Origin of the sequence: Kribbella sp. ALI-6-A (genome assembly GCF_001984195.1) — a bacterium.
In the GTDB taxonomy this organism is placed as follows: Bacteria; Actinomycetota; Actinomycetes; order Propionibacteriales; family Kribbellaceae; genus Kribbella.
In genome coordinates this window covers 492457-515238 of record NZ_MTQN01000011.1, presented here as the reverse complement: position 1 = coordinate 515238, position 22782 = coordinate 492457, and the positions used below count along the sequence as shown (strand labels likewise).

Sequence of the window (22782 nt, the reverse complement as noted above, 5' to 3'; positions counted from 1 at the left end):
GTATGTGTTCTGCGTCACCGCGCGGATGGCAAACAGCGGGCAACAAGTCTCGGGACGATCGCCGAAACCGTTGCCCGATCACCCCTGGAGCGAGATGATCTACCGTCGCCGGTCGATCGTCCGGCGGCAGGGGGCGTTCTTGCACGGGGTGCAACCGGAAACCGGGCTGACCACGGCAGTACCAAGGAACGACGGATTCGCCGAGCTCAGCAAGTTAGGACGTCAGCCTGTGTCGCTCACCGAGGTCGCCCCTCACGTGCCGTCCCACGAGATCCCGCGGCGACCGTTGCCCCGCTGGGCCGATGAGCTCGGCAACCATCGGGCGCGGTTGTCCGGCGCCTGGTCGGACCGGACCAGGTACGACGGCACGCCGGAGCCCTTCGTCGACCAGACCAGCGAATCTCGCGGTCAATGCGGTGTGAGTTCCGCGTGGCTGATCAAACAGCTGATCGAACACGTCGACGAGGCGACACTGTTCTATTGCTATGGGCACGTTTACCGCGCCGGCACCCGGTCGGCGTTGCTGTCCGCGCACTGCTGGGTGGAGGTCGGGCTCGCGGCTGAACCCGACCGGTACGTGATTGACCTGACCGGTGATCAGATCCAGCCGCTGCGGAGCCATCCGGTCCTGTGTCTGCCGCACGACGAGGTGCTCGAGCAGCTGGGCGTCGACTACGCCGCTGACCGCGCGCGCCTTGCGCCCAGGGACGTGGCGCAGGACCTGGTGCAGCCGCGCCTGCTCGTTCTGGAAGCCAACCTCGCCCGGGGAATCTGAGCCACCAGCTCGCAGCGGAACCATTTGGCGCCCGATTCGTCCTATCTGCGGCCACGGCGCGCCTGAGTACCATCGTTTCAGCGTGCCTCGAGCACCTCTGCAGGACAGGAGGCGGGAGTATGAGCGTCCCTGCCACCGGGGCAGCAGTTTCTGCCCGACCGAATTCCACCCGTACCACGTTCACCCTCGAGGGCTGCCGTACCGGCGACGAGGCGTTCGCGACGCTTGTCGCGGCTTCGGCCCGGCGTCACGGTGTCGAGCCGCGGGCGCTGGCCGTACGGACCTTGCTGCAACTGCCGCGAGTTGCGGCGCACAGCGGGCGGGTTCGGCGCCGGGATCTCGATGCCGAGTTGCGGAACAGCGCCGTGCTGCTGCGGGCTGATCAGGCCAAGGTCATCGACCTGGTGCCGATCGACGCGTATCCGCTCAGTGCGCTGCAGTTCGTCGAGTGCGAGACGGACGACGCCGACGCGATCTTCGGGAATCTGCACTACCTGCGCAGTGCCCGGCCGGGGTCGCGGAATTTCGCGCTCGTCGACCCGATCCACCGGCGCCCTGTGACCTTGTGCAGCGTCTCGCCGATGGACTGGGCGCTGGTGGGCAAGCAGCTCAGCCGGCAGTTCGGCGTACCGGTGGAGCGGATGTGGGACGTTTCGCGGGTCTACTCGTTCGACGTCGCGCCGGCGAATGCCATTTCGTCGCTGCTGAAAGGCGTGCGGAACGAATTGCGGAGATCGGAGCCGACCGCGGAACTGCTCACGACCGTCGTCGACCAGAATCTCGGATTCACCGGGTCGAGTTACCGGGCCGCGAACTGGCAGTACTGGATGTCGGTGCGGCCGCGGCCGTATCTGTATGTCGACGGAATGGCGATCAGTCCGCGTCAGATGAAGCTGCGGTACGGGACGCAGAGTCTCGCCGAGGTGCGGCTGCGGTACGGCGTACTGGCGGAGCAGAGCCGCGCCACGCTCGCCGACTCGATGATCTACTGCTGCCGGGTGCGCGGGGTGACCGAGGCGGTCGAGCCCGGCGAGCGCCGGCGGGTGCGCCGGCGCTCGTGACCCCAAGCTGGTAAGGGAAGGCGAGGCATCCAGCGTCGTCGGTGGATGCCTCGCCTCGCGGTGATCGCGGTCCGGTCGGTCAGTTCGTCATCGCGACGGCGAAGCTGTACACGCCGTACCCGAAGCCGATCACGATGGAGATCACCAGGATCCCGATGATCTGCTTCCAGAACTTGTACAGGGCGACGGCGATGATCAGCATCACGATGAGTACGAGGGCGCTGTTCTCGGTCATCTCGGCCCCTCACTTTCTCCGGGCTTGCATTCCTCGCGGTGTGCGCTAGATTGGGTCCCTTCACCGCTTCGGTTGATTGATATCAGTGAAGCGCATGGCAAATGGGTGTCAATGATTTTGTTTGGCATCCCCGCCAGGTCCGGACATAGCCAATTCGGCGGCCGGAGACCTGAATTCTGGCAACCCACCGGCCTTGACGTTGCCAAAACGGCGGTTCGGTTGCCAACTGGCAGCTTCAGAAGTTCTGGGCCTCGCGCAGCTTGCGGTTGATGCGGTCGCGATCCGGCATCGTGGTCGACAGCGGAAAGTCCTCGGCGGCGCAGGCCATCGCGGCGGTGACCCAGCGGGCGATGGGTGAGGTGAGGACAGGGCCGTCGTCGATGAGTTTGGCAGCGAGCGCGGCGCAGAAGGCGTCGCGGGTGATGGAGACCTCTTTGAACGGGGAACGGGAGACCGTCGGGAGGCGGTCGATCGTGGGCGCGGTGCGGGAGTAGATCAGGCCGCCGCCGTTGCCGAGCAGGCACAGGGTGTCGACGCCGGCGTCCAGCAGGTGCTCGCCGAGATGGTCGGCGTCGAAGCGGTCCTGGTCGGCGGGGCGGTAGCGCTCGAGCTCCCAGGCGTGGGCGACGAGGTAGTCGATCTGCCCGAGGGCCGACCGCGAGATCCGGCCGTCGGAGTGTGGCTGGCCGGGGGTGACGATCACGATCGGGCGGGTGGCCGGGTTCGAGTGGGCCAGGCTCAGGGTGCGCTGGACGGTTTCGCGGGGGACCTCGAAGGTGAGCAGGAGAGCGTCGCAGTCGGCGATCTGGCGGGCCAGCAGGTCCACGTCGCGGACGGTGAGGCTGATCTCCTTCTCGTTGCGCCAGACCGCCGCGATGCTGTCGCCGAGGGAGAGCTCGAAGACCCCGGTCATCGGCGTACGGGCGCCGCGGACGATCTTCAGTAGCGAGGTGTCGACGTTCTCGGCGCGCAGGTGCTGGACGATGTCGTGGCCGAACTGATCGTCGGCGACCGCGGCGACCAGCGACACCTTCAGCCCGAGCCGCGCGGCGGCGACCGCCTGGGTGACGCCCTTCCCGCCCGGCGTGAGCGCGAAGTCGTGCGCCGGGACTGAGGTCTCGTGCTGCGGGATCATCCTGGTCCGGAAGATCGCGTCCATCACCGCACCGCCGACCACGATGACGCGGCCGGCCGGGGCATTCGGCGGCGGGTCGGGCTCGTTCGCGCTGGAGAGTGGGCCTGCGGTGGGGGAGACCGGGCCGGGCTGGATCAGCCGGCGGGCAAGCTGACGCAGTACCTCGGGCTCGGTGCTGCCCCGCAGCGTGCGGTCGCTCGGCGGTTCGGTCGCGGGAGCGCCCATCGCTTCGTGCAGGCGCCGCCAGTTCGCCAAGAGCGCCGCGCGCCGCCGTCCGACGGCTCCCGCGCGCAGGGCCAGGACCACCTTCTCGTCGATCCCGTACTGCGCGTAGACGTCGGCGAGCACCCCCAGGCCGAGTACGGCGTCCGCCACGATCCGGTGCGTCGCGTCACCGGTGTCGCGGACCGCCTGGGCGATGATCTGCAACGCCGCGTCCGGCCGCCCGATCTCCTGCCGCGCCGCGTGCGCGCGGACCACGGGCAGGTTGAGCAGCGAGGCGACGTCCTCGTTCTTGGTGTCCTCGAGCCGCGCCAGCACCACGCCGGCCCGCATCCGGAGCGCCCGCAGCGCATGCGTCAGTACGACGGCTTCGGATGAGTCCGGATCATCGCGGTTGGCCATCAGCCCCCCGGCTCCATCGTGGTTCACACCCAGTATGCGAGCGGAAGCGGTCGGTCCGCGCGGTGTGTCGGTGTGTCTCGGTGGCGAGAGCGGGCCTGGTGGCGGGAGGCGGACGCCGCTCGGCAGGCCGAAACTAGTTGCTTTGGGCAATCAACGGGGGCCCGGCGGGCTCGTGTCGCGGACCGGGGGAGGGCTGTCGCCAGGCCGACGACATGTCCTGACTTTCGATCACGCACGAGTCCTCGGCGCCGACCTGCGCCACCATGCCCCTGACCGGCCGGGATTCTCACTGTGCGGAGATTGCGACTGAGCGACAGTCGTGCCGCGTGGTCGTTGCGGAGGCGGCCGCCGGTGCCGTCCGCGGGCTGGTGGAGGCGCGGGAAGGGGCCTGGGGCAACGGAATCCCCGGGGCGCGTGGGGACGGATGGGGTGGTCGTCGCGTAGGCTGCTGCGGTCTGGCTGGTCTTCCGATCGGCACGGCGAACCACGGGGAGCAGGATGAAGACTGAGCAGGAGCTCGGCAGGGCTCAGCAGGACAGGTGGCAGCGGGCCTACGACGAGGATCCGCGGCTGCACGGGCCGGAGCCGTCGGCGGCGGCGCGGTGGACGGTGCGGTTGTTCGGTGCCGCGGGCATCGATGACGTGCTGGAGCTGGGTGCGGGGCACGGGCGGGACGCGTTGTACCTGGCGCGGCAGGGGTTCAGCGTGCATGCGACGGACTTCAGCTCGTCCGCGTTGCACCAGCTGCGGCTGGACGCGCAGCGGGACGGGCTGGACGACCGGGTGACCGCGGCGTTGCACGACGTACGCGATCCGTTACCGCCTGCTGATGCGACGGTGAACGCGGTGTACGCGAACCTGTTGATGAACATGGCGTTCACGCGGGCGCAGCTGCGGTCGCTGATGAACGAGATCCGGCGGGTGCTGCGGCCGGGTGGGTTGTTCGTGTACTCGGTGTGGTCGACCGAGGACCCGCACTTCGGCAAGTGTCCGGAGGTCGGTGACGGGCTGTACGCGAGGGACGGGTTCGCCGGGCGGTTCTTCGATCTGGAGCTTGTTCACGAGCTGGCCGAGCGGTGGGAGCTCGGCGGGGTCGACGCGTACGACGAAGGCTCGCGGAAGCTGTGGCGGGTCACGCAGGCCAAGCCCGCCTGACCCGCCGCGCGGTCAGCTCGCCTGGCTCTGCGTGGACATGTTGAAGTCGGGCACCAGCAGCGGGGGCGTCGCGGTACGGGAGAAGTCGTCGCCCCACTCACGGGAGAACGACGGCACGGTCGCGCCGGCCGCGGTGAAGCGGCTGAGCAGGTCGATCGGGCTCTCGTTGAAGCGGAAGTTGTTGACGGCGGCGGTGACCTCGCCGTTCTCGACGAGATAGACGCCGTCGCGGGTCAGGCCGGTGACGAGCAGGGTCTGCGGGTCGACGACGCGGATGTACCACAGGCAGGTCAGCAGCAGGCCGTGGTCGAGGCCGGCGACCAGGTCGTCGACCGAGCCGGAGGCGCCGTCGACGGACAGGACGTAGTTGTCGATCGCGGGCGTGACGGCGGGGGCGCCGGTGAGGTCCGCGGTGAACCGGCTGTGCATCAGGTTTTCCAGCTTGCCGCCGCGGATCCAGTCGGTCGCCGTCAGGGTCAGACCGTTGTCGAAGACGCTGGAGGCACCGCCCGACGAGCGGGCGACCGCGAACGGGAAGGTTTCCAGGCCCGGCAACTGCGGGTCGGAGCGCAGGCTGACCGGATGCGGGGACAGCACCTCGCCGATCCGGGAACCGCCGCCGGGCTTGGAGAACGGGCTCTTGCCGTCCGCGGCGTCCCGGCCGTCGAGCGTCCAGAACAGGTACGTCGTCAGGTCGGCGACGGCGGCCGGCGGCAGAATCGTCGGGTGGCGCCCGGCATCGACCGAGACGGTCCGCGTGGCCCACCCGAGTCGCCGGGTGAGCTCCGCGTCGAGGGCGAGGGGGTCGATGTCGCTGAAGTCGCGCGTCGCCGCCCCGGCCCAGGCCGACTGGCTCAGGTCGCAGGACTTACCGGTGGCGCTGACGAAACCGCGGGGCAGCGAGTGCCGCAGGCGCATCCCGGCCGACGACCCGACGTACAGGGTGACGACCTCGTGGTCGGCGAAACCGTAGAGCCAGCGGCCTTCGCGGCCCGCGCGGCTCAGCGCCTCGCCGAGCGCCGGCGCGAACTTCGCGTAGACGTTGACCGAGGTCTCGTCGGCCTCGTCGTCCCAGCCGGGGCCGACCGTGCCGGCCACCAGCGGGCGGGCGTCCTCGGCCGGCTCGGAGTCGCGGGCGGCGGCGACCGCCGCGTCGACGACGTCGCGCAGGGTCGTGTCGGTGACGGAGGATCGGCTGACGACGCCGACCGCCGTGCCCTCGCCCGCGCCGACGGTCGCGATCACCGTGACGCTGGTGCCGCGCATCGCGCCGTTCGTGGTCAGGGTGTTGTTGGCCCAGCGCAGGTTCGCGCTGGAGGTCTCGGCGACCAGGACGACGCAGCCCTCGGCGCCCGCGGCGGCCGCGAGCTCGAGCGCCTGCTCGACGGTGTCCTGCGGGGTGAGCTGAATGGCGATCGTCACCGGCCGGCCTCCTGCGTGGTGTTGAGGATGTTGACGTCGCGGAACAGGGCCGACGGGCAGCCGTGGGTCACCGCGCCGGACTGCGACGGCTGGGCCTTGCCGCAGTTCAGCGCGCCGCCGAGCAGGTAGGTCTGCGGCCCGCCGACGGCCTCCATCGAGCCCCAGAACTCGGTCGTGGTCGCCTGGTACGCGACGTCGCGCAGCTGGCCGTCGAGCTTGCCGTCGGTGATCTTGAAGAACCGCTGACCGGTGAACTGGAAGTTGTAGCGCTGCATGTCGATCGACCAGGACTTGTCGCCGACGATGTAGATCCCGTTCTTCACCCGGCTGATCAGCTCCTCGGTCGAGGGCCCGTCCGGCGCGGGTTGCAGGGAGACGTTGGCCATTCGCTGAATCGGGATGTGGCCCGACGAGTCGGCGTACGCGCAGCCGTTGGAGCGCGGCGTGCCGAGCACGTCCTCGTTGACCTTCGCCATCCGGCGGTCGACCTGGTAGCCGACCAGGATGCCGTCCTTGACCAGGTCCCACTGCTGACCGGCGACGCCCTCGTCGTCGTACCCGACGGTGGACAGGCCGTGTTCGGCGGTGCGGTCACCGGTGACGTGCATGATCGGCGAGCCGTACTTCAGCGTGCCGAGCTGGTCGAGCGTTGCGAAGCTCGTGCCGGCGTAGTTGGCCTCGTAGCCCAGCGCGCGGTCCAGCTCGGTGGCGTGGCCGATCGACTCGTGAATCGTGAGCCAGAGATTGGTCGGGTCGACGACCACGTCGTACCGGCCGGGCTCGACGCTCGGGGCGGCCATCTTCTCGGCCAGCCAGCCGGGGATGCTCGCGAGCTCGGTGTCCCAGTCCCAGCCGGTGCCGGTCAGGTACTCCCAGCCGCGGCCGGCCGGCGGCGCGCAGGTCCGCATCGTGTCGAAGCGGCCGGTCTCGGCGTCCACGGCGACCGCCTGGAGCGACGGGCCGACGCGGACCCGCTGCTGCGTGTACGACGTACCTTCGGAGTTCGCGTAGAACTTGCACTCGTGCACTGACGTGACGTGCGCGGTGACGTGAGTGACGCCGTCGGCGGCGAGCAGGCGGCGGCTGTAGTCAGCCAGCAGCGCGACCTTCTCCGCCCGCGGCACGTTGAACGGATCGACCTCGTACGACGAGATCCAGGTGACGTCGTCGTAGACCGGCTCGTCGGCCAGCTCGATCGGCTCGGTGTTGATCGGCCGGGAGACCTGCGCGAGATTGACCGCCTGCTCGGCGACCTGGACCGCGCTGTCGACGGTCAGCGCGACCGCGGCGGCGAAACCCCAGGTGCCGTCGTGGATCACCCGGACCGCGAGGCCGAGGTCCTCGTCGTCGCCGGCGTTCTCCAGCACGCCGTCGCGCAGCGAGATCGACTCCGACCGGATCCGCTCCAGCCGGAACTCCGCGAAACTCGCGCCGAGATCCTTGGCACGTTGCAGGGCGGCGGCGGCCAGCTCGTGGCGCGGCAGGGCGAGGAAGGACTCGTCGAGGTCAGGCACGGCACGACCTTAGTACGTCGTCCCGACGGTTTCCGTGCGGCTTCGACGGACGCCTGGCGGCGGCGGGTTCGGTAACGCCTCACCCGCCGTGGGAGTCGAGGCCGGCGGCGACGTCGCGGACCGCCTGGATGACGAGGTCGGGCCGGTCGACGTGGAGGTCGTGGCCGGCGTCCGGTACGACGACGTGCCGGCCGTTGGCGGCGGCAACGAGTTCGTTCTGGACGGCCATCATCGGCTCCAGCACGGGCGCGGGTTTGCCCTTCGTCGCGGTGAGCACCACCACCGGCACCTGCGGCCAGACGCTCTGCGCGCGGCGTACGGCGATGTCGTCGGTATGGTCGACGGCCATCGGGACTTCGTCGAGCTGGGTGAACAGCTGCTCGTCGGTCTCCAGGTAGGACAGGTAGGCCTCGACGAGCTGGTCCTGGTGGTCGCCGCCGACACTGCGGGCAACCTGCGCGGCTCGCTGACGAGCGGACTCCAGCAGGTCCGCGCTGCGCGAGTCCTCACTCGCGGGCGTGCTGCGGCTGGGGTGACGTCTCAGCTCCGCGACGACCTGCGGCGGAGCGAGCTTCGCGTGGAGAGCGTGGACGGACTCGTGCGACGGGTCGACCAGGACGAGTCCGGCGATCAGCTCCGGGTGTTCCCAGGCGGCCAGCTCGGCCAGGAGCCCACCCCAGCTGTGGCCGACGAGGATGCTGGGTCCCGCCGCTTCCAGTACGGCGATCAGGTCGCCGATCTGCTGGTCCAATCCGAGTGGGACCGGGTCGCTGACGCCGTACCCGGCCCGGTCATAGGCGATCACCCGGTGGTCCGGGGCGAGCGCCTTCAAACACGCCGCGAACCCGACGACCGGCGTCGCCGCGCCCGCCTCGAAGACGACCGCCGGTTCGCCGTCGCCCGCCTCGATCCACCGCAGCATGCGACCGCCCCGGTCCAGCTCACCCCGCACGCCGCCGAAGAGCTCGCCGAAGGCCAGGGCCGTTCTGTCCGGAGTCATGGGTCAGTTCTAGTGGCTCGTGACACCGTCTGTCAGTTCCCTGAGCGCGTCGAGATGCCGAGGTGGCGAGCGCGGGTCACGACGGCTCGAGGGTGGTGAGGTCGCGGGTGGCGTAGCGGTGGTGGTCTATTTCTTCTTCCATCACGACCGACAGGCACTCGGCGACCGGGCGGTCGCCTTCGGGATAGCCAGGGGCGGGGGTGCGTGGGCAGGGGCGGCCGAGGTCGGCGGGGGTGAGGGTGTCGAGGATGGTGCGGACGACCGCTTGGCGGTTGCGGCGGGCGGCAAGGACTTCGGCGTACGCCGGGGTCGCGGCCAGGGTCATGCCGAGTGCGGCGGCGTCGCCCGGGTTGTAGGCGGTCTGGGGGAGGGCCAACTGGTGGAACGGGTTCGGCTGATCGAGGATCGTGCGGCTCGCCCAGGAGTCGGTGATGAACACGAGGTGGCGCAGCGTCTCGACGTACGACCACTCGTCGTCGACGCGCTGGTGCAGCAGCCGTTCTGGCAGTTGCTCGGCGCGTTCGGTGGTGGCGGCCCAGAGGTCCTCGATCGTGTCCCACAAAGCGCGGAAGTCGTCGAGACTCGCGAGCGAGCGGAGCTGGACGCGCTCAGGGTGACGGCGGTCGAGCTCGGCCTCGACGTACGCCGTGACGTCGACGCCGTTGACGACGAGGTTCTCCAAGTAGCCGGAGACATCGACGTCGACGAGCGTGCAGTCGACGAGCTTGACCCGGCTCAGGTCGCAGTCGACGAAGCGGGCCTCGCGCAGGTCCGCGACGTGAAACCGGGTGCCGTGGAAGCGGTCGGTGTCGGCGGTGCGGTCGTGGCCCGCCGACCAGCGGTGGGGTCCGAACTGTGCGCTCATGGCCGCATTCTGCTGCCTGTCCCGGACGATTTCGCGTCGTGAACCACTGCCCGCCGGCCGATCAGGTGGTCGCGTTCGGCCTGGTTGCCACAGGTCGCGAGCGCGGCGTCGTACGCGGCCAGTGCTTCCTCGAGGCGATCGGTGCGCGCCAGGAGTTCGGCCCGTACGGCGGCGAGGCGATGGCCCGGCACCTCCAGTCCCTTGAGCAGTTCCAGGCCGGCCGCCGGGCCGAGCACCTCGGCGACGGCGACGGCTCGGTTGATTCGCACCACCGGCGACCCGGTGATGGCCTCCAGCTCTTCGTACCAGTCCGCGATGCGTGACCAGTCGGTCTCTTCGGCCCGCGGTGCGATCGCATGCTCGGCGGCGATCAATGCCTGCAGCAGGTACGGCGTGGAGGCGGCTGACCGGGCCAGCGGTGTCAGTAGCCGGAGTGCCTCGGCAATCTCGGTCACGTGCCAACGGCCGCGATCCTGGTCGGGCAGCATCACCAGGCGTCCGCCGTCGACGCGCGCGTCCCGGCGAGCGTGCTGCAGCAGCATCAGCGCCAGCAGCGGGTCGATCACGTCGTACGACGCTTCAGGCGCGACCTCGCGGAGGACCCGCACCAGCCGGATCGCTTCGCCGGCCTCGGCGGCCCGGACGACGTCCGAACCCGATCCGGGCGCGTACGCCGCGGTGAACGCCAGGTACGCGATGTCGGCGACCGCCGAGATCCGCGCCCGGAGTGCTTCTCCGGTCGGCACCTCGAAGCGTGCACCGGCCAGGCGCTTGCGAGCCCGGGTCAGCCGGGCGGCCATCGTCGCGGGCGAGACGAGGAACAGCCGCGCGATGTCCGTCGTCGGCACACCGAGAACGAGCCGCAACGTCAACGCCGCGGCAGCCTCCGGCGCCAAGGACGGGTGAGCGCACAGCAGGATCAGCCGCAGGCGCTCGTCCACCACGCCGGATTCGCCCGGTCCGGCGCCGTCGGCCAGCACGCGGCGCGCGCCGTCGACGACGTCGGCCTCGACTGCCAGCAGCGGCATCGATCGTGCGGCGACCGCCTCCGCGCGCAGCCGGTTGAGCGCGCGCCGCCGGGCCGCCGTCAGGAGCCAGGCCGGCGGGTTGGCCGGCACGCCGTCGTCAGGCCACGTGCGCGCCGCGGCCTCGAAGGCGTCCGCCAGGGCGTCTTCGGCGAGGTCGAGACGCCGGAACTGCGCGAGCAGCAGCGCCAGCAGCCGGCCCCAGTGGTCGCGCAGTGCGATCTCCAGCGGGGTCACTCGTCCGGGACTCCGACGTCGAGGCACTCGCGGACCTCGATCGTGTAGTCGCGCGGCAACAGCGACGCCACCTCGATCGCGGTGGCCAGGTCGGGCAACTCGACGAGGTAGAACCCACCGAGCTGCTCGACGGTTTCCGCGTACGGGCCTTCCGTCACCTGGCGGCCCGCGCCGTCGGGCCGCAGGGTGCGGGCGTCGCGGGGATGGACCAGGGCCTCCCCGCCGCGGAATCGGCCGCGCTCACGGACCGCCGCTGTGAAGGCGCGGTAGTCGGCGAAGGCCTGCTCCCGGGTCGCGTCGTCCGCGTCGTCCCAGCGGGCGAAGTGATCGGGCTCGGCCAGCAAGATCAAGAACCGCGTCATCGTCTCACCAGTTCCTGCCGTCGGTTGTCTGTCACCACGATGACCCGCTTGCCCCGCCCGAATCGACAGCACCCCCGAAAAAGTCGGCTGCCGACCGTACGGAACCTCCGGGGCGCCCGTGGTGTAGTTCGGGTGGACGGGAAAGGAGGCGGCATCAGCGACGAGGCCGCGATCGTGCACCGGGTCCGCGGCGGTGATTCGGCCGCCTACGCGGAACTGGTGAACCGGCATGCCCAGGTGGCGCAGCGGATGGCGGTGCTGCTCGGGGCCGGCGCGGACGCGGACGACGTGGTGCAGGAGTCGTTCGTCAAGGCCTACCGGGCGCTCGGCAGCTTCCGGACCGAGTCGGCGTTCCGGCCGTGGCTGCTGCGGATCGTTGCCAACGAGACGCGCAACCTGCTGCGCTCCAAACACCGCAGGGCTCGCCGGGAAGAGCTGGCGACGCTCCCGGACGAGGTGCTCGACCCGGCGACCGCCGCGCTGTCGTCGGAGCGGCGGCGCGAGTTGCTGGACGCGTTGAAGGCTCTGCCCGAGCAGTACCGGCTCGTGGTGACCTGCCGCTACCTGCTGGAGCTGGACGAGCAGGAGACCGCCACAGTGCTCGGCTGGCCGCGTGGCACCGTCAAGTCGCGGCTGCATCGAGCACTGCAGAAGCTACGAACCCAACTGCCGGACAAGGAGGTGCAGCGATGACGGACGACCGGTTGACTGAGGAACTGCGTGCGCTCGGCCGTTCGGTCGCACCTCCTGTCGCTCCTGACCTGGCCACCGCAGTGCTGGAGCGGATCGCCGAGCAGCCAGTACGCCGTACCGCCGTGGAGGTCATTCGAAGCAAGTGGCGCGCGCTGCTGGCGTTGCTGGCGATCCTGGTGGCAGGCGCTGTAGTCGCACCGCCCGTCCGGGCCGCTGTGGCCGAGTGGCTGAACATCGGTGGCGTCGAGGCGCGGCCTGTCCCCAGCGGCCCGACCAGCGCGCCAGGCCCGCCGGCTGTCACCGGACGGCTGTCGGTGGAGGAGGCGGGACGCCGAGCCGGATTGACGCCGCTGGTGCCCCAACGGCTCGGGGCGCCGACCGGCGTCGAGGCCTCGGGCGGCAAGGTCGCGATGAGCTGGGAGACCGCCGACGGGGTCATCCGGCTGGAGCAGTTCGCGGACCGGCTGTCGCCGTTCTACGTGAAGAAGTACTACGACTCGCTGGAGTTCGCACCGGCGGTGAACGGCTACTGGTTCAGCACACCGCACGAGCTGATCCTGGAGGACCGCTACGGCCAGGAGCGCTTCGAGCGGGTCGCCGGGCCGACGCTGGTGTGGGTGTACGGCGGACTGACGTTCCGGCTGGAAGGTGCCGTCGGTAAGGACCGAGCCGTGGAGATCGCCGCGTCGGTGACCCGCTAGCGGCGGCCGTAGACGGAGACGTGTTTGCCTTCGCCGGTGTAGCGCTCCTTCTCCCAGCCGCCCCAGCGGTCCACCAGCTCGAGCCCGGCCAGGCGGGCCATCAGGTCGAGCTCGGACGGCCAGGCCAGCCGGCAGGAGATCGGGCTCAGCCGCACGCCGCCCGTGTCGAGCCGGACATGGTTCTCGTCGAGGATCTGCGTGGCCGGGTCGTAGCGGCAGACGTCGAGTACGACGTACGACGACTCGACCTGCTCGGCGTTGACGTACTGGTTGCTCGGCAGCCAGGCGCTGGGCACGGCGGCCTCGACCAGGAAGACACCGTCGTCGGTCAGGTGCCGGGCGGCGTTCTCGAAGCAGCGGACCTGGTTGTCCTGGGTGAGCAGGTTGAAGATCGTGTTGAAGACCAGATAGACGAGCGGGTAGGTCCGGCCGGTCGTCGTCGCCGCCATGTCGCCGACCACGACGTCGAGCTCGCTGCCGCCGGGTTTGGCGCGGAGCTGGTCGACCATGTCGGTGGACAGCTCGATCCCGTCGACGCGGACGCCGCGCTCGGCCAGCGGAAGCGCGATCCGGCCGGTGCCGATGGCGAACTCCAGCGCTGATTCGCCGTGGGACAGCTCGGCGAGCAGGTCGACCGCGACGGTCTCGTCGCCGCGCGGCGTCTGGTCGTACCAGGCGGAGACGGCGGGGCCGAAGGCGGCGGCAGGATCGAAGTCACGCATGGGGACCACCCTGGTCGCAGACGGCAAGGTCGGCAACCGGATTACCCGTGGAACCCCGCGGCCGCCGGCGGTGTAGCTGAGACATGAAGACTTTGGTGCGGTGGGGCGGTGTGTTGCTGATTCTGATGTCGGCCTGGGTGGCGGTGCCGGCTGCGGCGGGCGGGCCGACGAGTGTGTTGCTGAGTGCGCCGGCGATCCAGAAAGTGGTTGCCACCGGCTACGACGACGCGCGGTACGGCGAACTGCTGCGGGCGATCGGGACCGAGGCCAAGGACCATCCGGATCACCCGGGGACGAACTCCCGGGTAATCCGGGCGACCTGGCTCATCCACGACATGTCGGTGTGGCGGATCGACCACATCTATCCCGACGCCGAGGGCGGTCCCTGGGTGTCCACGCAGGACGATCACGCCGGCGCGGGCGGGCTCGGCGGCAAGCCGGTGTGGCACCCGGCCGCCGACGGTCCGGCGCTGATGAAGGTCCTCGGCGAGCTCGGACTGCTGTCAAGGCAGGGAAACGACTCGACGGCAGACGACGACGCGACGGCAGACAACGACGCGACGTCCGACGACGGCGCGACGCCCGAGGCCGCGGTCACCGATGACGTCACGACGGCGACCACGACCACGGGCGACAGCGACGCGTTCACGGGTTGGCGCTGGGCGATCCCGGGAGCGGTTGTCGGCGCTCTGCTCGCACTGCTCGCCGGGAAGCTGTGGCCGCGGCGGCGATGGGAGCTGGTCGACCAGGAGTGACACTCAGAGGTCGGCGACCTTGATCAGAACCTTGCCGACGGCACCGGACTCGACGGCGCGATGCGCGTCGTCGGTCTGGTCGAGCGTGAACTCGACCAGTGGCAGGCCGGCCGCGTCGCCGACCGGAAGGGCGCCGTCCTCGATCGCGGCGTTGATGTCCTCGGCCGCCGCGGTCAGCTTGTCCCAGCCGACGGAGTACAGCAGCACGAACTGGTACCGCGTGTTGAGGCCCATGTTCTGCCGGACGTCCACGGCGAACGGGGTGTCGCCGTCGTTGGCGTAGATCGCAATCGTGCCGCGCGGCTTGAGCACCGCCAGATCGAGCTCGCTGTTGCGTCCCGCGGCGACCTCGACGATCAGGTCGACACCGTCCGGCGCGATCGCGCGGATCTGCTCCGCGGCGTCCTCGTCGCGGTAGTTGACGACATGCTGCGCGCCGGCGGCTCGCGCGGACGCCGCCTTGGCCTCTCCGCTCACCGTGGTGACGACGGTCGCGCCGGCCCACCGGGCGAGCTGGACGGCCGCATGCCCGACCGCTCCCGCGCCACCCGCGACCAGGATCGTCCGACCGTCGAAGACGCCGGGCGCCAGCCGCGACGGCAGGTCCTCGCCGACGGTCAGCGCGCGGTGCGCGGTGATGGCCGGGATGCCGGTGCTCGCGCCGAGCTCGAAACTCGCCCCGGCGGGCAACGGGAACACGCGCTGGGCCGGCACGACCGTGTACTCCTGCGCGGTCCCGCTCGCCGGCCGCTCGTACGCCGCGAGCGTCACCCACACGCGGTCTCCGACGGCGAGCCCGGTGACGCCCGGCCCGATCGCGTCGACGACGCCGGCGCCGTCCTGGTTCGGGACCGACAAGGAGATCTCGCCCTGGCCGTACAAGCCGCTGCGCGCCTTCCAGTCGGTCGGGTTCACCCCGGACACCGCGACCCGGATCCGGACCTCGCCCGCGGCCGGCTCCGGAACGTCGATCTCGGTCACGCGCAGAACGTCCGCGTCGCCCAACTCACTGTGTACAACGGCCTTCATCAAGCTTCTCCCACCGGTTGTCGGCTGTTGCCCGTCAACAACCCCGGCCGGGCCGCGGTTCTTCCCGCGAAGCCTACAAATCTCCACTACGTGAACTGACATTCTCACCATTCAAGATGCGTCACGATGGTGGAAGACTCTGGCCTACCGTCCTCTCGCTGGGTTTCAAGTCCATCGCTTCCTGCACGGCTCGAAGGTGCAGGACTTCTACCTGTCGGCCTACCCGCCGTACCCGAACACGCTGATCGTCGGGCTGAGCAAGTAGGTCCATCACTCCAGATCAGAGCTGAGGAACCATGAGTCTGCGCTATCGCCGAGCCTCCGAGCAGAACCGGGTGGCCTGGCGCAACGGTGCTGGACTGACCACGGAGCTGGCGAGCGACCCGCCGGGTGGTGGCGCCACGACCGACTTCGTCTGGCGGGTCAGCATGGCCGAGGTCGTCGAGAACTGTGACTTCTCGGTGTTCCCGGACGTCGACCGGACGATCCTGCTGGTCGAGGGTGAGTCGATGTCCCTGCAGTTGTCCGGGACCGAGCACGCACTGACCCGGTTCGAGCCCTTCAGCTTCGACGGAGGCGTCGATGTCCGATGCCGAGTGCCAGGTCCGACCCGGGACCTCAACGTCATGACCCGACGCGGTCGGGCCAGCGCTACCGTCGTTGTTGAGCAGGTGCTGGGCGCGCGGCCGCTCGGACAGGCCGATCACTTGGTGATCGTGGGCGTCGACGGATCAGTCAGCCTCCAGGCAGCGGACGCCACCGTCACGGTGGCGTCCGGCGACGTGGTGGAACTCGACGAACCAGCACTCGTGACTGGATCCGGGCATCTCGCCGTGATCCGAGTGCGGACGAACAGCTGACCGATCGCAGTCAGGTGCGGCCCTCTTTCTCCTGAGCCTCGAAGAGGGTCGGCTGGGTCTCCGCGTCGAGTCCCCAGTCGGCCCTCATCGTCGGGTAGCCGGCCTTCTCGGCGGCGGCGCACACCTTGACGTCGTCGTCGACGAGGATCGCGACCGGCCGGTCCTGCTTGAGGCGGTCCAGCCGGTTCAGCTTCATCGTGGCCGACGGGCGGCGGTCGTTGTTGCGGCGCATGAACAGCTGCCCGTCGGGAAAGCCGTTGTCCTTCAGCCACTGCACGGTCTCGCGCCGCAGCCGCTCGGGCCGGCCGGTCAGGTAGACGATCTCGTGCCCCTCGGCCAGCTTGGTCGCGACGGCCCGGCCCTCGTCCAGGACGGCGTCCTCCTTGGCGTGCGCGAAGAAGGAATCCCAGTCCTTCGGCCGCTTCTGCAGGAAGTAGATCCGCTTGCTGGTGTCGGACAGCGTCGCGTCGATGTCCAGTACGGCGTACGGCGGCTTGTCGTCAGGCACGGAGCCAGTGTCTCCTATGCGTCGCCGAGGGCCGTGGCTGACCAGGTTTCCCGGTCGACGGCGTACTCGACCTCGCCGTGTTCGGTGCCCGGCAGCGGGTCCTCGAAGGCGACGTGGAACACCCGTACGAACCGCAGCCCCGACTTGACCATCACGCGGCGGGACTTGGTGTTGACCGCCATCGTGTCCGCCACCACCCGCTCGGCGCCGAGGTCCGTGAACGCCTTCGCGATCAGCGCGCGCGTGCCCTCCGTCGCATACCCACGCCCCCAGACCTGCCGTCGCAGCCGGTACCCCACGTCCAGCGTCGCCGGAGCCGTCGTCGGCTGCAGCCCGAACCACCCAACGAACTCGCCGGTGGCCTTCTCGTGCGCCGCGAACGTCCCCAGCCCCGGATGCCGGGCGTAGACCGCCAGCATCCCCGGCAGCACCTTCCGCTCGATCTCGTCCCGCGGCGTCGCCTGGCCGGTCAGGTACCGCATCACCTCGAGATCGGAGTCCAGCTCCACCAGGAGCTCGACGTCCCCGGTCGTGAACCGCCGCAGCACCAGCCGCTCGGTCTCCAGGTAGATGTCCACACCGCCGATCCTGACCGGTCACCGGGCTCGGGGCCACCGGTTATCGGCGGACCGGGCCGGGCGGCGACGGACCGGCGTTCGACGGCCCGAAAGTCGCTGAGGAGTCAGGCAGGGTCCGAAAGAGTGTTCGGATGCCGGGCAGTCCAGGGGTTGGGGGTGTGTTGGGTTGGGCGGTAGTCGGTGGGTCGGGTTAGCGTTCTCGCGCGATGGACGAATCGATCACGTTTCTGCACAGTTCGGACTGGCAGCTGGGGATGATGCGCCGGTTCCTGGGGCCGGACGGTCAGGCCCGGTGGGGTCAGGCGCGGCTGGACGCTGTCGCGCGGATCGGTGACGTCGCGGAGCGGACCGGAGCGCGGTTCCTGGTGGTCACCGGGGACGTGTTCGAGCACAACCAGGTCGAGCGGCAGACCATCCTGCGCGCGTGCGAGGCATTGAAGCGGATTCCGGTGCCGGTGGTGCTGCTACCGGGCAACCACGACGCGCTGGAGCCGGGGTCGCTGTGGACCTCGGCGCAGTGGACCGCGCACAAGCCCGACCACGTCACCGTGGTCACCGGCACGACGCCGCTGGAGATCGTGCCGGGCGTCGAGATCGTGGGCGCGCCGTGGCGGTCGCGCCGGCCGGTGTCCGACCCGGCGGCCCCCGGGTACGCCGGGCTCGCGCCGGCCGAGGACGGCGTACGGCGGATCCTGCTCGCGCACGGGCAGCTGACCAGCCTGAGCGGCGGCATGTCCGACGTACCGACCATCGACCAGGCGGCGCTCGAAGCGGCTGTCGCGGACGGGCGGCTGCAGTACGTCGGCCTCGGCGACCGGCACTCGACCACCCAGGTGACCGAGCGGATCTGGTTCTCCGGGACGCAGGAGGTCACCGCGCCGGAGGAGAACGACCCGGGCAACGTGCTGGCCGTGACGCTGGCCGGTGACTCGATCACCGTCGAGCCGCAGCGCGTCGGCGCGTGGCACATGGTCGAGCACCACGCGGAGCTGGACGGCGAGGAGTCGCTGAAGGCGCTGGAGGACTGGTTCGCCGAGTTGCCGGACAAGGAGCGGACCTACGTGCGGCTGGCCGCCGACGGGTCGTTGCCGCTGCCGTTGCTCAGCCGGCTGGACGCGATGGTCGACGCCCAGGGCGAGGTCTTCGCCAGTGTCGAGCGGTGGGCCAAGTTCTGGACCGTCCGCCCGGCACCGGAAGCCGCCGACCTGGACGCGCTGCAGCTGAGTGGTCCGGCCCGGGCCGCGATGGAGGAGCTGCGGCAGGCTTTGGCCGGCGGCGACGAGTCGGCCGGTGCCGCGCTGACCCTGATGCACCGTTTGGCGCGGGACGCGGGATGAGGCTGCACAGCTTGACGCTGCGGAACTTCCGTGGCGTCGCGGACCGCACTGTTCAGCTGCCCGCGATCGGCACCACGGTCGTGGTCGGCGACAACGAGGTCGGCAAGTCCAGTCTGGTCGAGGCGTTCACACTGGTCTTCGACTACCCGGACGACTCCAAGTCCAAGCGGATCGCCGACGTCCAGCCGGTCGGCCACGACGTCGCGCCCGAGGTGACCGTCGAGCTGACGCTGGGCGGCCGTGAGCTGACCTACACCAAGCGCTGGCTGAAGAACCGTTCCACCGAGCTGTCCGTGGTCGAGCCGGACGGCCGCCGCCGGTCGTGGACCGGCCGCGAGGCGCACAACGAGGCCGAGCGCCTCTTCAACGAGAACGTCGACCCGGTGCTCTGGCAGACCCTCATGGTCACCCAGGGACAGTCGCTGATCCTCCCGACACCCGCCGACGCCGAGCCGCTGATCACCGCGGTCACCGCCGAGTCCGGTACGCCGGTCGACGGCGCGTCGATGCCGCTGGTGTCGGCCGTCGAGCACGAGTACCTGCGCTACTGGACGCCGCGCGGCCGCCCGACCGGTGACTTCGCCAAGTCGGCTCAGGCCGTGGCCGCGGCCGAGCTGCGGTCCACGCAGGCCGCCAAGGCGATGGAGGAGGTCGTCGCCGACATCCGCCGGGCCGAGCGGCTTGCGCTGGACCTCGACGACCTGAGCACACGGCTGGCCGAGCACCTCAAGTCCGTGGAAGAGCTGCGGGTCCGCAAGAAGGAGACCGACGAGATCCTGCTGCGGCGGGACTCGGTGCGTGCGCGGGCGGAGACGGCCCGGGCCCGGCTGGAGAACCACACCCGCACCCGGCTCGAACGGGAGCGGCTGCTGGCCGAGGTCGAGCGGTTCACGCAGTCGGCAGCCGAGCTGGCCGAGCTGAAGGCCGAGGCGGAGAAGGTCGCGAAGGCGTCGATGGAGACGCTGCACGCCGCCGAGGCCGCGCTGGCCGAGGTGGTCGAGCTCAAGGACGACCGGCGCAGCGACGTGCAGCACGCGGAGCAGCGCGTCTCGGAGCTGATGGACCGCGCCGAGCTGGACCGCCTGACCGGGCAGCAGGCCGAGCTGGCCGACGTCCGGGCGCGGATCGCGGCGGCGTCGCGGGTGCTCGACGGGATCAAGGTCACCGACGCTCTGGTCGCCGAGCTCGAAGACGCCCGGGCGAAGGTCGTCGAGGCCCGCGCGGCGCTGGCGGCCGGCGTACCGGATGTGCTGGTACGGCGGGTCGGTGCTGACACGGTCTCGCTGTCGGGGACCGGTCTCGACGGCGGCGGGTCGGCCGTGCCGTCGGAGCTGGACGAAGGCGCCGAGGTATCGGTGCTGGTGTCGGGCGAACTGCACGTCGGCGTACCGGGGCAGGTGGAGGTGACGGTCCGCGCGGGTGGTGAGGCGGCGTCGCTGCGGTCGCTGGTGGACGAGGCCGTACGGCGTGAGACGGATCTGCTGAAGCGGGCCAAGGTCCGCGACCTGCAGGCGGCGCGGGAGTTGCTGCGCAAGAGCGACACGGCGTCGGCGGAGCTGCAGGAGGCTCGGCGTACGGAGAGGTCGTTGACGGCCGGGGGAGACCCCGGCGAGCGGATCGCATTGCTGAGCGCGCGGCTGGGCGTCACTGGCGACGAAGAGCCGGAGGAAGAGGCTGCCGCGCCGAAGGGGAAGCAGCAGCCGGCGGTGGAGAACGTGCCGGGCCAGATGTCGTTGTTCGAGGAGTTCGCTGAGGACACCTTCGACTTCGAGGACCTGGTGGAGCCGCTGGCGCCGGACGACCTGGCGGGCGCCCAACGGGCGTTGGAGGACGCGCGCAGCGAGCTGGCGACGGCGGAGCGATTGCTGGCGGACGCGGAGTTCGCGGCGGCGCAGGCGCGCAAGGCGGCTGACGAGGACCGGTCGGAGGCACAGCAGGCGCGGGCCCGGGCGGAGCTGGCAGCCGAGCGCGTTGCCGCGGCGACGGCCGAGCTGGAGGCGGCGCGCGCGGTGCTGGCCGACGAGGACGTCGAGGCGGCGGAGGAGAAGGCGACCGCCGAGGTCGAGGCCGTGCTGGACGAGCTGACCGCCGTACAGGAGCAGGTGGACGCCGCCGGCGCCGACCACGTCGAGGGCGAGCTGACGGACGCGCTGGCGGTCGCCAACCGGCTGCAGGCCGAGCGGGACGCGCTCCGCGACTCACTCCGTACGACGGAAGGCCGGCTGGAGCAGTCCGGGCGGGACGGTCTGGCGACTCGGCAGGACGCGGCGGACCTGGAGCTGGCCGCCATCCGCGCCGAGCACGAGAACCTGCAGCGCCGGGCCGACGCGGCACGGCGGGTGTACGAGACCCTCGGCCGGCACCGGGCCGCCGCGCAGACGAAGTACTCGGAGCCTTTGCAGAGCAGGATCGAGGCGCTCGGCCGCAGCGTCTACGGCCCGACGTTCCGCGTCTGGCTGGACGACGACCTGGCCGTCGCCGAACGCGAGCTGGACGGCAACCGCCTGCGCGTCGAGGCGCTGTCCACCGGCGCCCAGGAGCAGCTGGCGATCATCACCCGCCTGGCGATCAGCCACCTGGTCAGCACCACCGAGAACAGCGTCCCGGTGATCTTCGACGACGCCCTCGGCTGGTCCGACAAGGCCCGCCTCCGCGACATGGGCGCCCTGCTCGGCCGCGCCGGCGACCACGGCCAGGTCATCATCCTCACCTGCATGCCCGAGCGCTACGAATACGTGCCGAGGGCAACCTTCATCAAGCTCGACTGAATCACAGGCCGCCGGGGGACTTGCGGGTGGCGACGGCCTGTTGTTCCTGGTGGGCCGTGGTGTGTCTCAGACCATCGGGACCAACGCTGCGGGAGCCTGGGTGGGAGCGGGGACACCGGGAGTGTTCTCGACGGTGATGCCGAGGGCGATCTTGTCGGTGATGCCGCCTTGGATCAGCTTGGTGTCGTCAGGGCCGGCGATGCCCGCCGAGTGCATGGCCTCGGAGCGGTCCTGCAGCCAGAGCTGGTACGTCTTGCCGTCCGGCAGCTTCGCCAGGCCGTGCAGGAGCACGATGGCGCGGTCCTGGCCGGCTGACATGACCACGGTCGCCTGGCCGCCACCGGCGACCTCGCCGCGGGCGGTCTTGGCGTCGGGCTGGGACAGCAGCGCGGCCAGTTGCTCGTTCTGCCGTTCGGTTCGCTGGTTGTCGCGGTACTGGTCGACGGCGATCCCGCCGGCCCCGGCGACCGCCAGTGCGGCCGCGGCCAGGCCGAAGACCGAGCGCCGGCTGTAGCGGCGTTGCGCGAGCTCGTCCACCGGTCGCGGCTCGGGATCACGGACCAGCGGCGGCAGCTGCCGGGTGGTCGCGATCTCGGCGAGCACCCGAGCCTTCAGCGCGGGTGGCGGCGGCACGGCGACCGCCGTACCGAGCTTGGTGGCCGCTTCGCGCAGCTCCGCGACCTCCGCGCTGCACGAGGAGCAGTCGGCGAGGTGTGCCTCGAACCCGATCCGCTCGTCCTCGGGCAGTGCGTTCAGTACGTAGGGACCGGTCAGCATGTGCACGTCCGGCGTCGTCATGGCCCTCACTTCCCTGTCACACCCAAGCAGTCGCGCAGCCGGATCAGGCCGTCGCGCATCCGCGCCTTGATCGTCGCCAGCTTGGCGTCCAGCAGTTCGGCCACTTCGCGGTACGAGTAGCCACCGTAGTAGGCCAGTGTCACCGACTCCCGCTGCAGCTCGGTCAGCGCGGACAGGCAGTGCCGCACCTGCTCGACCTCCAGGTTCGTGGTGACCGCCTCGGAGACCTCGTCGTACGCCGGTGTGGTGCTGGCCGCGGCCACCGCCTGCTCCCGGTCGCTGGAGGACTGCTCGGACCGGACCCGGTCGATCGCCCGCCGGTGCGCCATCGTCAGGATCCAGGACGTCGGGGAGCCGCGGTCGGCGTCGTACCGGGTGGCCGTGCGCCAGACCTCGACCATCACCTCCTGGGTGACTTCCTCGGACTGGGCCGGGTTGCGCAGCACCCGCCGGATCAGTCCGAACACCCTCGGCGCCATCTGGTCGTAGAGCTGGGTGAACGCGTCGGAGTCCCCGCGCGCCACCCGGGCCATCAGCTCGGCGGGCGTCGTCCCTCCGGGTCCGGTCACCACCGGCCACGGAAGGGCCATCGACTCCTCGGTCACGGACATCCTCTTCCCTCG

Annotated in this window: 23 protein-coding genes; 9 read left to right on the top strand and 14 right to left on the bottom strand. The window is 70.5% G+C overall.

Annotated elements, in window-relative coordinates:
* The first annotated feature begins 4 nt into the window (after positions 1–4).
* Together BWI15_RS22975 and BWI15_RS22970 are read left to right on the top strand one after the other, a co-directional pair.
* Entirely contained in the window at positions 5–775 is a 771-nt protein-coding gene (locus tag BWI15_RS22975; RefSeq protein WP_143465778.1) for a hypothetical protein, read from the top strand.
* Between the two features lie 119 nt (positions 776–894).
* A complete protein-coding gene (locus tag BWI15_RS22970) occupies positions 895–1836 on the top strand; it encodes a Mom family adenine methylcarbamoylation protein (protein WP_077016525.1) in 942 nt (313 codons plus the stop codon).
* 79 nt (positions 1837–1915) lie between these two features.
* Here the strand turns inward: BWI15_RS22970 and BWI15_RS39475 are convergent, their stop codons facing one another.
* Positions 1916–2071, bottom strand: coding sequence for a hypothetical protein (locus BWI15_RS39475; protein ID WP_168197358.1), 156 nt, complete (start codon positions 2069–2071; stop codon positions 1916–1918).
* Between the two features lie 235 nt (positions 2072–2306).
* Positions 2307–3830, bottom strand: a complete 1524-nt coding sequence (locus tag BWI15_RS22965; protein ID WP_077016524.1) for a PfkB family carbohydrate kinase — start codon at positions 3828–3830, stop codon at positions 2307–2309.
* A gap of 498 nt (positions 3831–4328) precedes the next feature.
* Here BWI15_RS22965 and BWI15_RS22960 point away from each other — a divergent pair, with 498 nt between their 5' ends.
* The gene (locus tag BWI15_RS22960) at positions 4329–4985 is read left to right on the top strand and encodes a class I SAM-dependent methyltransferase (protein WP_077016523.1); all 657 of its coding nucleotides are present in this window, start codon (positions 4329–4331) and stop codon (positions 4983–4985) included.
* A 12-nt stretch (positions 4986–4997) separates the two neighbouring features.
* Here BWI15_RS22960 and BWI15_RS22955 read toward each other — a convergent pair whose 3' ends face one another.
* The 6 genes from BWI15_RS22955 to BWI15_RS22930 all read right to left on the bottom strand — a co-directional run bounded on the left by BWI15_RS22955 (position 4998) and on the right by BWI15_RS22930 (position 11410).
* On the bottom strand, positions 4998–6407 hold the full coding sequence (locus BWI15_RS22955) for a metallopeptidase TldD-related protein (protein ID WP_083750948.1): 1410 nt from the start codon (positions 6405–6407) through the stop codon (positions 4998–5000).
* Complete coding sequence (locus tag BWI15_RS22950; protein ID WP_077016522.1) at positions 6404–7921, bottom strand: TldD/PmbA family protein; 1518 nt, start codon at positions 7919–7921, stop codon at positions 6404–6406. The genes BWI15_RS22955 and BWI15_RS22950 overlap by 4 nt, the downstream gene beginning before the upstream one ends.
* 79 nt (positions 7922–8000) lie before the next feature.
* The gene (locus BWI15_RS22945; protein ID WP_077016521.1) at positions 8001–8921 is read right to left on the bottom strand and encodes an alpha/beta fold hydrolase; all 921 of its coding nucleotides are present in this window, start codon (positions 8919–8921) and stop codon (positions 8001–8003) included.
* A gap of 76 nt (positions 8922–8997) precedes the next feature.
* Complete coding sequence (locus BWI15_RS22940) at positions 8998–9786, bottom strand: DinB family protein (RefSeq protein ID WP_077016520.1); 789 nt, start codon at positions 9784–9786, stop codon at positions 8998–9000.
* Complete coding sequence (locus BWI15_RS22935; protein WP_077016519.1) at positions 9783–11048, bottom strand: RNA polymerase sigma factor; 1266 nt, start codon at positions 11046–11048, stop codon at positions 9783–9785. Before BWI15_RS22935 ends, BWI15_RS22940 begins: the two co-directional genes overlap by 4 nt.
* Positions 11045–11410, bottom strand: a complete 366-nt coding sequence (locus BWI15_RS22930) for a YciI family protein (RefSeq protein WP_077016518.1) — start codon at positions 11408–11410, stop codon at positions 11045–11047. The genes BWI15_RS22935 and BWI15_RS22930 overlap by 4 nt, the downstream gene beginning before the upstream one ends.
* 132 nt (positions 11411–11542) lie before the next feature.
* Here BWI15_RS22930 and BWI15_RS22925 point away from each other — a divergent pair, with 132 nt between their 5' ends.
* Together BWI15_RS22925 and BWI15_RS22920 are read left to right on the top strand one after the other, a co-directional pair.
* Positions 11543–12103, top strand: coding sequence for an RNA polymerase sigma factor (locus BWI15_RS22925; protein ID WP_077016517.1), 561 nt, complete (start codon positions 11543–11545; stop codon positions 12101–12103).
* The gene (locus tag BWI15_RS22920; protein WP_077016516.1) at positions 12100–12804 is read left to right on the top strand and encodes a hypothetical protein; all 705 of its coding nucleotides are present in this window, start codon (positions 12100–12102) and stop codon (positions 12802–12804) included. The genes BWI15_RS22925 and BWI15_RS22920 overlap by 4 nt, the downstream gene beginning before the upstream one ends.
* Here the strand turns inward: BWI15_RS22920 and BWI15_RS22915 are convergent.
* The gene (locus BWI15_RS22915) at positions 12801–13526 is read right to left on the bottom strand and encodes a class I SAM-dependent DNA methyltransferase (RefSeq protein WP_077016515.1); all 726 of its coding nucleotides are present in this window, start codon (positions 13524–13526) and stop codon (positions 12801–12803) included. The two genes, BWI15_RS22920 and BWI15_RS22915, sit on opposite strands and share 4 nt — an antisense overlap.
* A gap of 83 nt (positions 13527–13609) precedes the next feature.
* Here BWI15_RS22915 and BWI15_RS22910 point away from each other — a divergent pair, with 83 nt between their 5' ends.
* Positions 13610–14281 carry a hypothetical protein gene (locus tag BWI15_RS22910; RefSeq protein ID WP_077016514.1) on the top strand — a complete coding sequence of 224 codons (672 nt, stop codon included), beginning with the start codon at positions 13610–13612 and terminating at the stop codon, positions 14279–14281.
* Positions 14282–14284: 3 nt separating this feature from the next.
* Here the strand turns inward: BWI15_RS22910 and BWI15_RS22905 are convergent, their stop codons facing one another.
* Entirely contained in the window at positions 14285–15310 is a 1026-nt protein-coding gene (locus tag BWI15_RS22905) for an NADPH:quinone reductase (protein WP_077016513.1), read from the bottom strand.
* Between the two features lie 296 nt (positions 15311–15606).
* On the opposite strand from BWI15_RS22905, the gene BWI15_RS22900 reads away from it, so the two are divergent.
* Positions 15607–16170, top strand: coding sequence for a HutD/Ves family protein (locus BWI15_RS22900; RefSeq protein WP_077016512.1), 564 nt, complete (start codon positions 15607–15609; stop codon positions 16168–16170).
* 10 nt (positions 16171–16180) lie between these two features.
* Here BWI15_RS22900 and BWI15_RS22895 read toward each other — a convergent pair whose 3' ends face one another.
* The gene (locus BWI15_RS22895; RefSeq protein ID WP_077016511.1) at positions 16181–16678 is read right to left on the bottom strand and encodes an HAD family acid phosphatase; all 498 of its coding nucleotides are present in this window, start codon (positions 16676–16678) and stop codon (positions 16181–16183) included.
* 14 nt (positions 16679–16692) lie between these two features.
* Positions 16693–17256, bottom strand: coding sequence for a GNAT family N-acetyltransferase (locus BWI15_RS22890; protein WP_077016510.1), 564 nt, complete (start codon positions 17254–17256; stop codon positions 16693–16695).
* Between the two features lie 206 nt (positions 17257–17462).
* Between BWI15_RS22890 and BWI15_RS22885 the strand changes: the two genes are divergently transcribed.
* Both BWI15_RS22885 and BWI15_RS22880 read left to right on the top strand, forming a co-directional pair.
* Positions 17463–18593: a metallophosphoesterase family protein gene (locus tag BWI15_RS22885; protein WP_083750947.1), complete on the top strand. Its 1131-nt coding sequence runs from the start codon at positions 17463–17465 to the stop codon at positions 18591–18593.
* Positions 18590–21361 (top strand): AAA family ATPase, encoded by a 2772-nt coding sequence (locus BWI15_RS22880; RefSeq protein WP_077016509.1) that lies wholly within the window; start codon positions 18590–18592, stop codon positions 21359–21361. The genes BWI15_RS22885 and BWI15_RS22880 overlap by 4 nt, the downstream gene beginning before the upstream one ends.
* Positions 21362–21427: 66 nt before the next feature.
* Here the strand turns inward: BWI15_RS22880 and BWI15_RS22875 are convergent, their stop codons facing one another.
* A complete protein-coding gene (locus BWI15_RS22875) occupies positions 21428–22159 on the bottom strand; it encodes an anti-sigma factor (protein WP_077016508.1) in 732 nt (243 codons plus the stop codon).
* Between the two features lie 5 nt (positions 22160–22164).
* On the bottom strand, positions 22165–22770 hold the full coding sequence (locus tag BWI15_RS22870; RefSeq protein ID WP_083750946.1) for a sigma-70 family RNA polymerase sigma factor: 606 nt from the start codon (positions 22768–22770) through the stop codon (positions 22165–22167).
* Positions 22771–22782: the final 12 nt, after the last annotated feature.

Excerpts from the sequence above, each read along its gene's own strand:
- BWI15_RS22970 (WP_077016525.1), top strand. The coding sequence starts at position 895 with ATGAGCGTCCCTGCCACCGGGGCAGCAGTTTCTGCCCGACCGAATTCC.
- BWI15_RS39475 (WP_168197358.1), bottom strand. The coding sequence starts at position 2,071 with ATGACCGAGAACAGCGCCCTCGTACTCATCGTGATGCTGATCATCGCC.
- BWI15_RS22965 (WP_077016524.1), bottom strand. The coding sequence starts at position 3,830 with ATGGCCAACCGCGATGATCCGGACTCATCCGAAGCCGTCGTACTGACG.
- BWI15_RS22960 (WP_077016523.1), top strand. The coding sequence starts at position 4,329 with ATGAAGACTGAGCAGGAGCTCGGCAGGGCTCAGCAGGACAGGTGGCAG.
- BWI15_RS22945 (WP_077016521.1), bottom strand. The coding sequence starts at position 8,921 with ATGACTCCGGACAGAACGGCCCTGGCCTTCGGCGAGCTCTTCGGCGGC.
- BWI15_RS22940 (WP_077016520.1), bottom strand. The coding sequence starts at position 9,786 with ATGAGCGCACAGTTCGGACCCCACCGCTGGTCGGCGGGCCACGACCGC.
- BWI15_RS22930 (WP_077016518.1), bottom strand. The coding sequence starts at position 11,410 with ATGACGCGGTTCTTGATCTTGCTGGCCGAGCCCGATCACTTCGCCCGC.
- BWI15_RS22920 (WP_077016516.1), top strand. The coding sequence starts at position 12,100 with ATGACGGACGACCGGTTGACTGAGGAACTGCGTGCGCTCGGCCGTTCG.
- BWI15_RS22915 (WP_077016515.1), bottom strand. The coding sequence starts at position 13,526 with ATGCGTGACTTCGATCCTGCCGCCGCCTTCGGCCCCGCCGTCTCCGCC.
- BWI15_RS22910 (WP_077016514.1), top strand. The coding sequence starts at position 13,610 with ATGAAGACTTTGGTGCGGTGGGGCGGTGTGTTGCTGATTCTGATGTCG.
- BWI15_RS22905 (WP_077016513.1), bottom strand. The coding sequence starts at position 15,310 with ATGAAGGCCGTTGTACACAGTGAGTTGGGCGACGCGGACGTTCTGCGC.
- BWI15_RS22900 (WP_077016512.1), top strand. The coding sequence starts at position 15,607 with ATGAGTCTGCGCTATCGCCGAGCCTCCGAGCAGAACCGGGTGGCCTGG.
- BWI15_RS22885 (WP_083750947.1), top strand. The coding sequence starts at position 17,463 with ATGGACGAATCGATCACGTTTCTGCACAGTTCGGACTGGCAGCTGGGG.
- BWI15_RS22880 (WP_077016509.1), top strand. The coding sequence starts at position 18,590 with ATGAGGCTGCACAGCTTGACGCTGCGGAACTTCCGTGGCGTCGCGGAC.
- BWI15_RS22875 (WP_077016508.1), bottom strand. The coding sequence starts at position 22,159 with ATGACGACGCCGGACGTGCACATGCTGACCGGTCCCTACGTACTGAAC.
- BWI15_RS22870 (WP_083750946.1), bottom strand. The coding sequence starts at position 22,770 with ATGTCCGTGACCGAGGAGTCGATGGCCCTTCCGTGGCCGGTGGTGACC.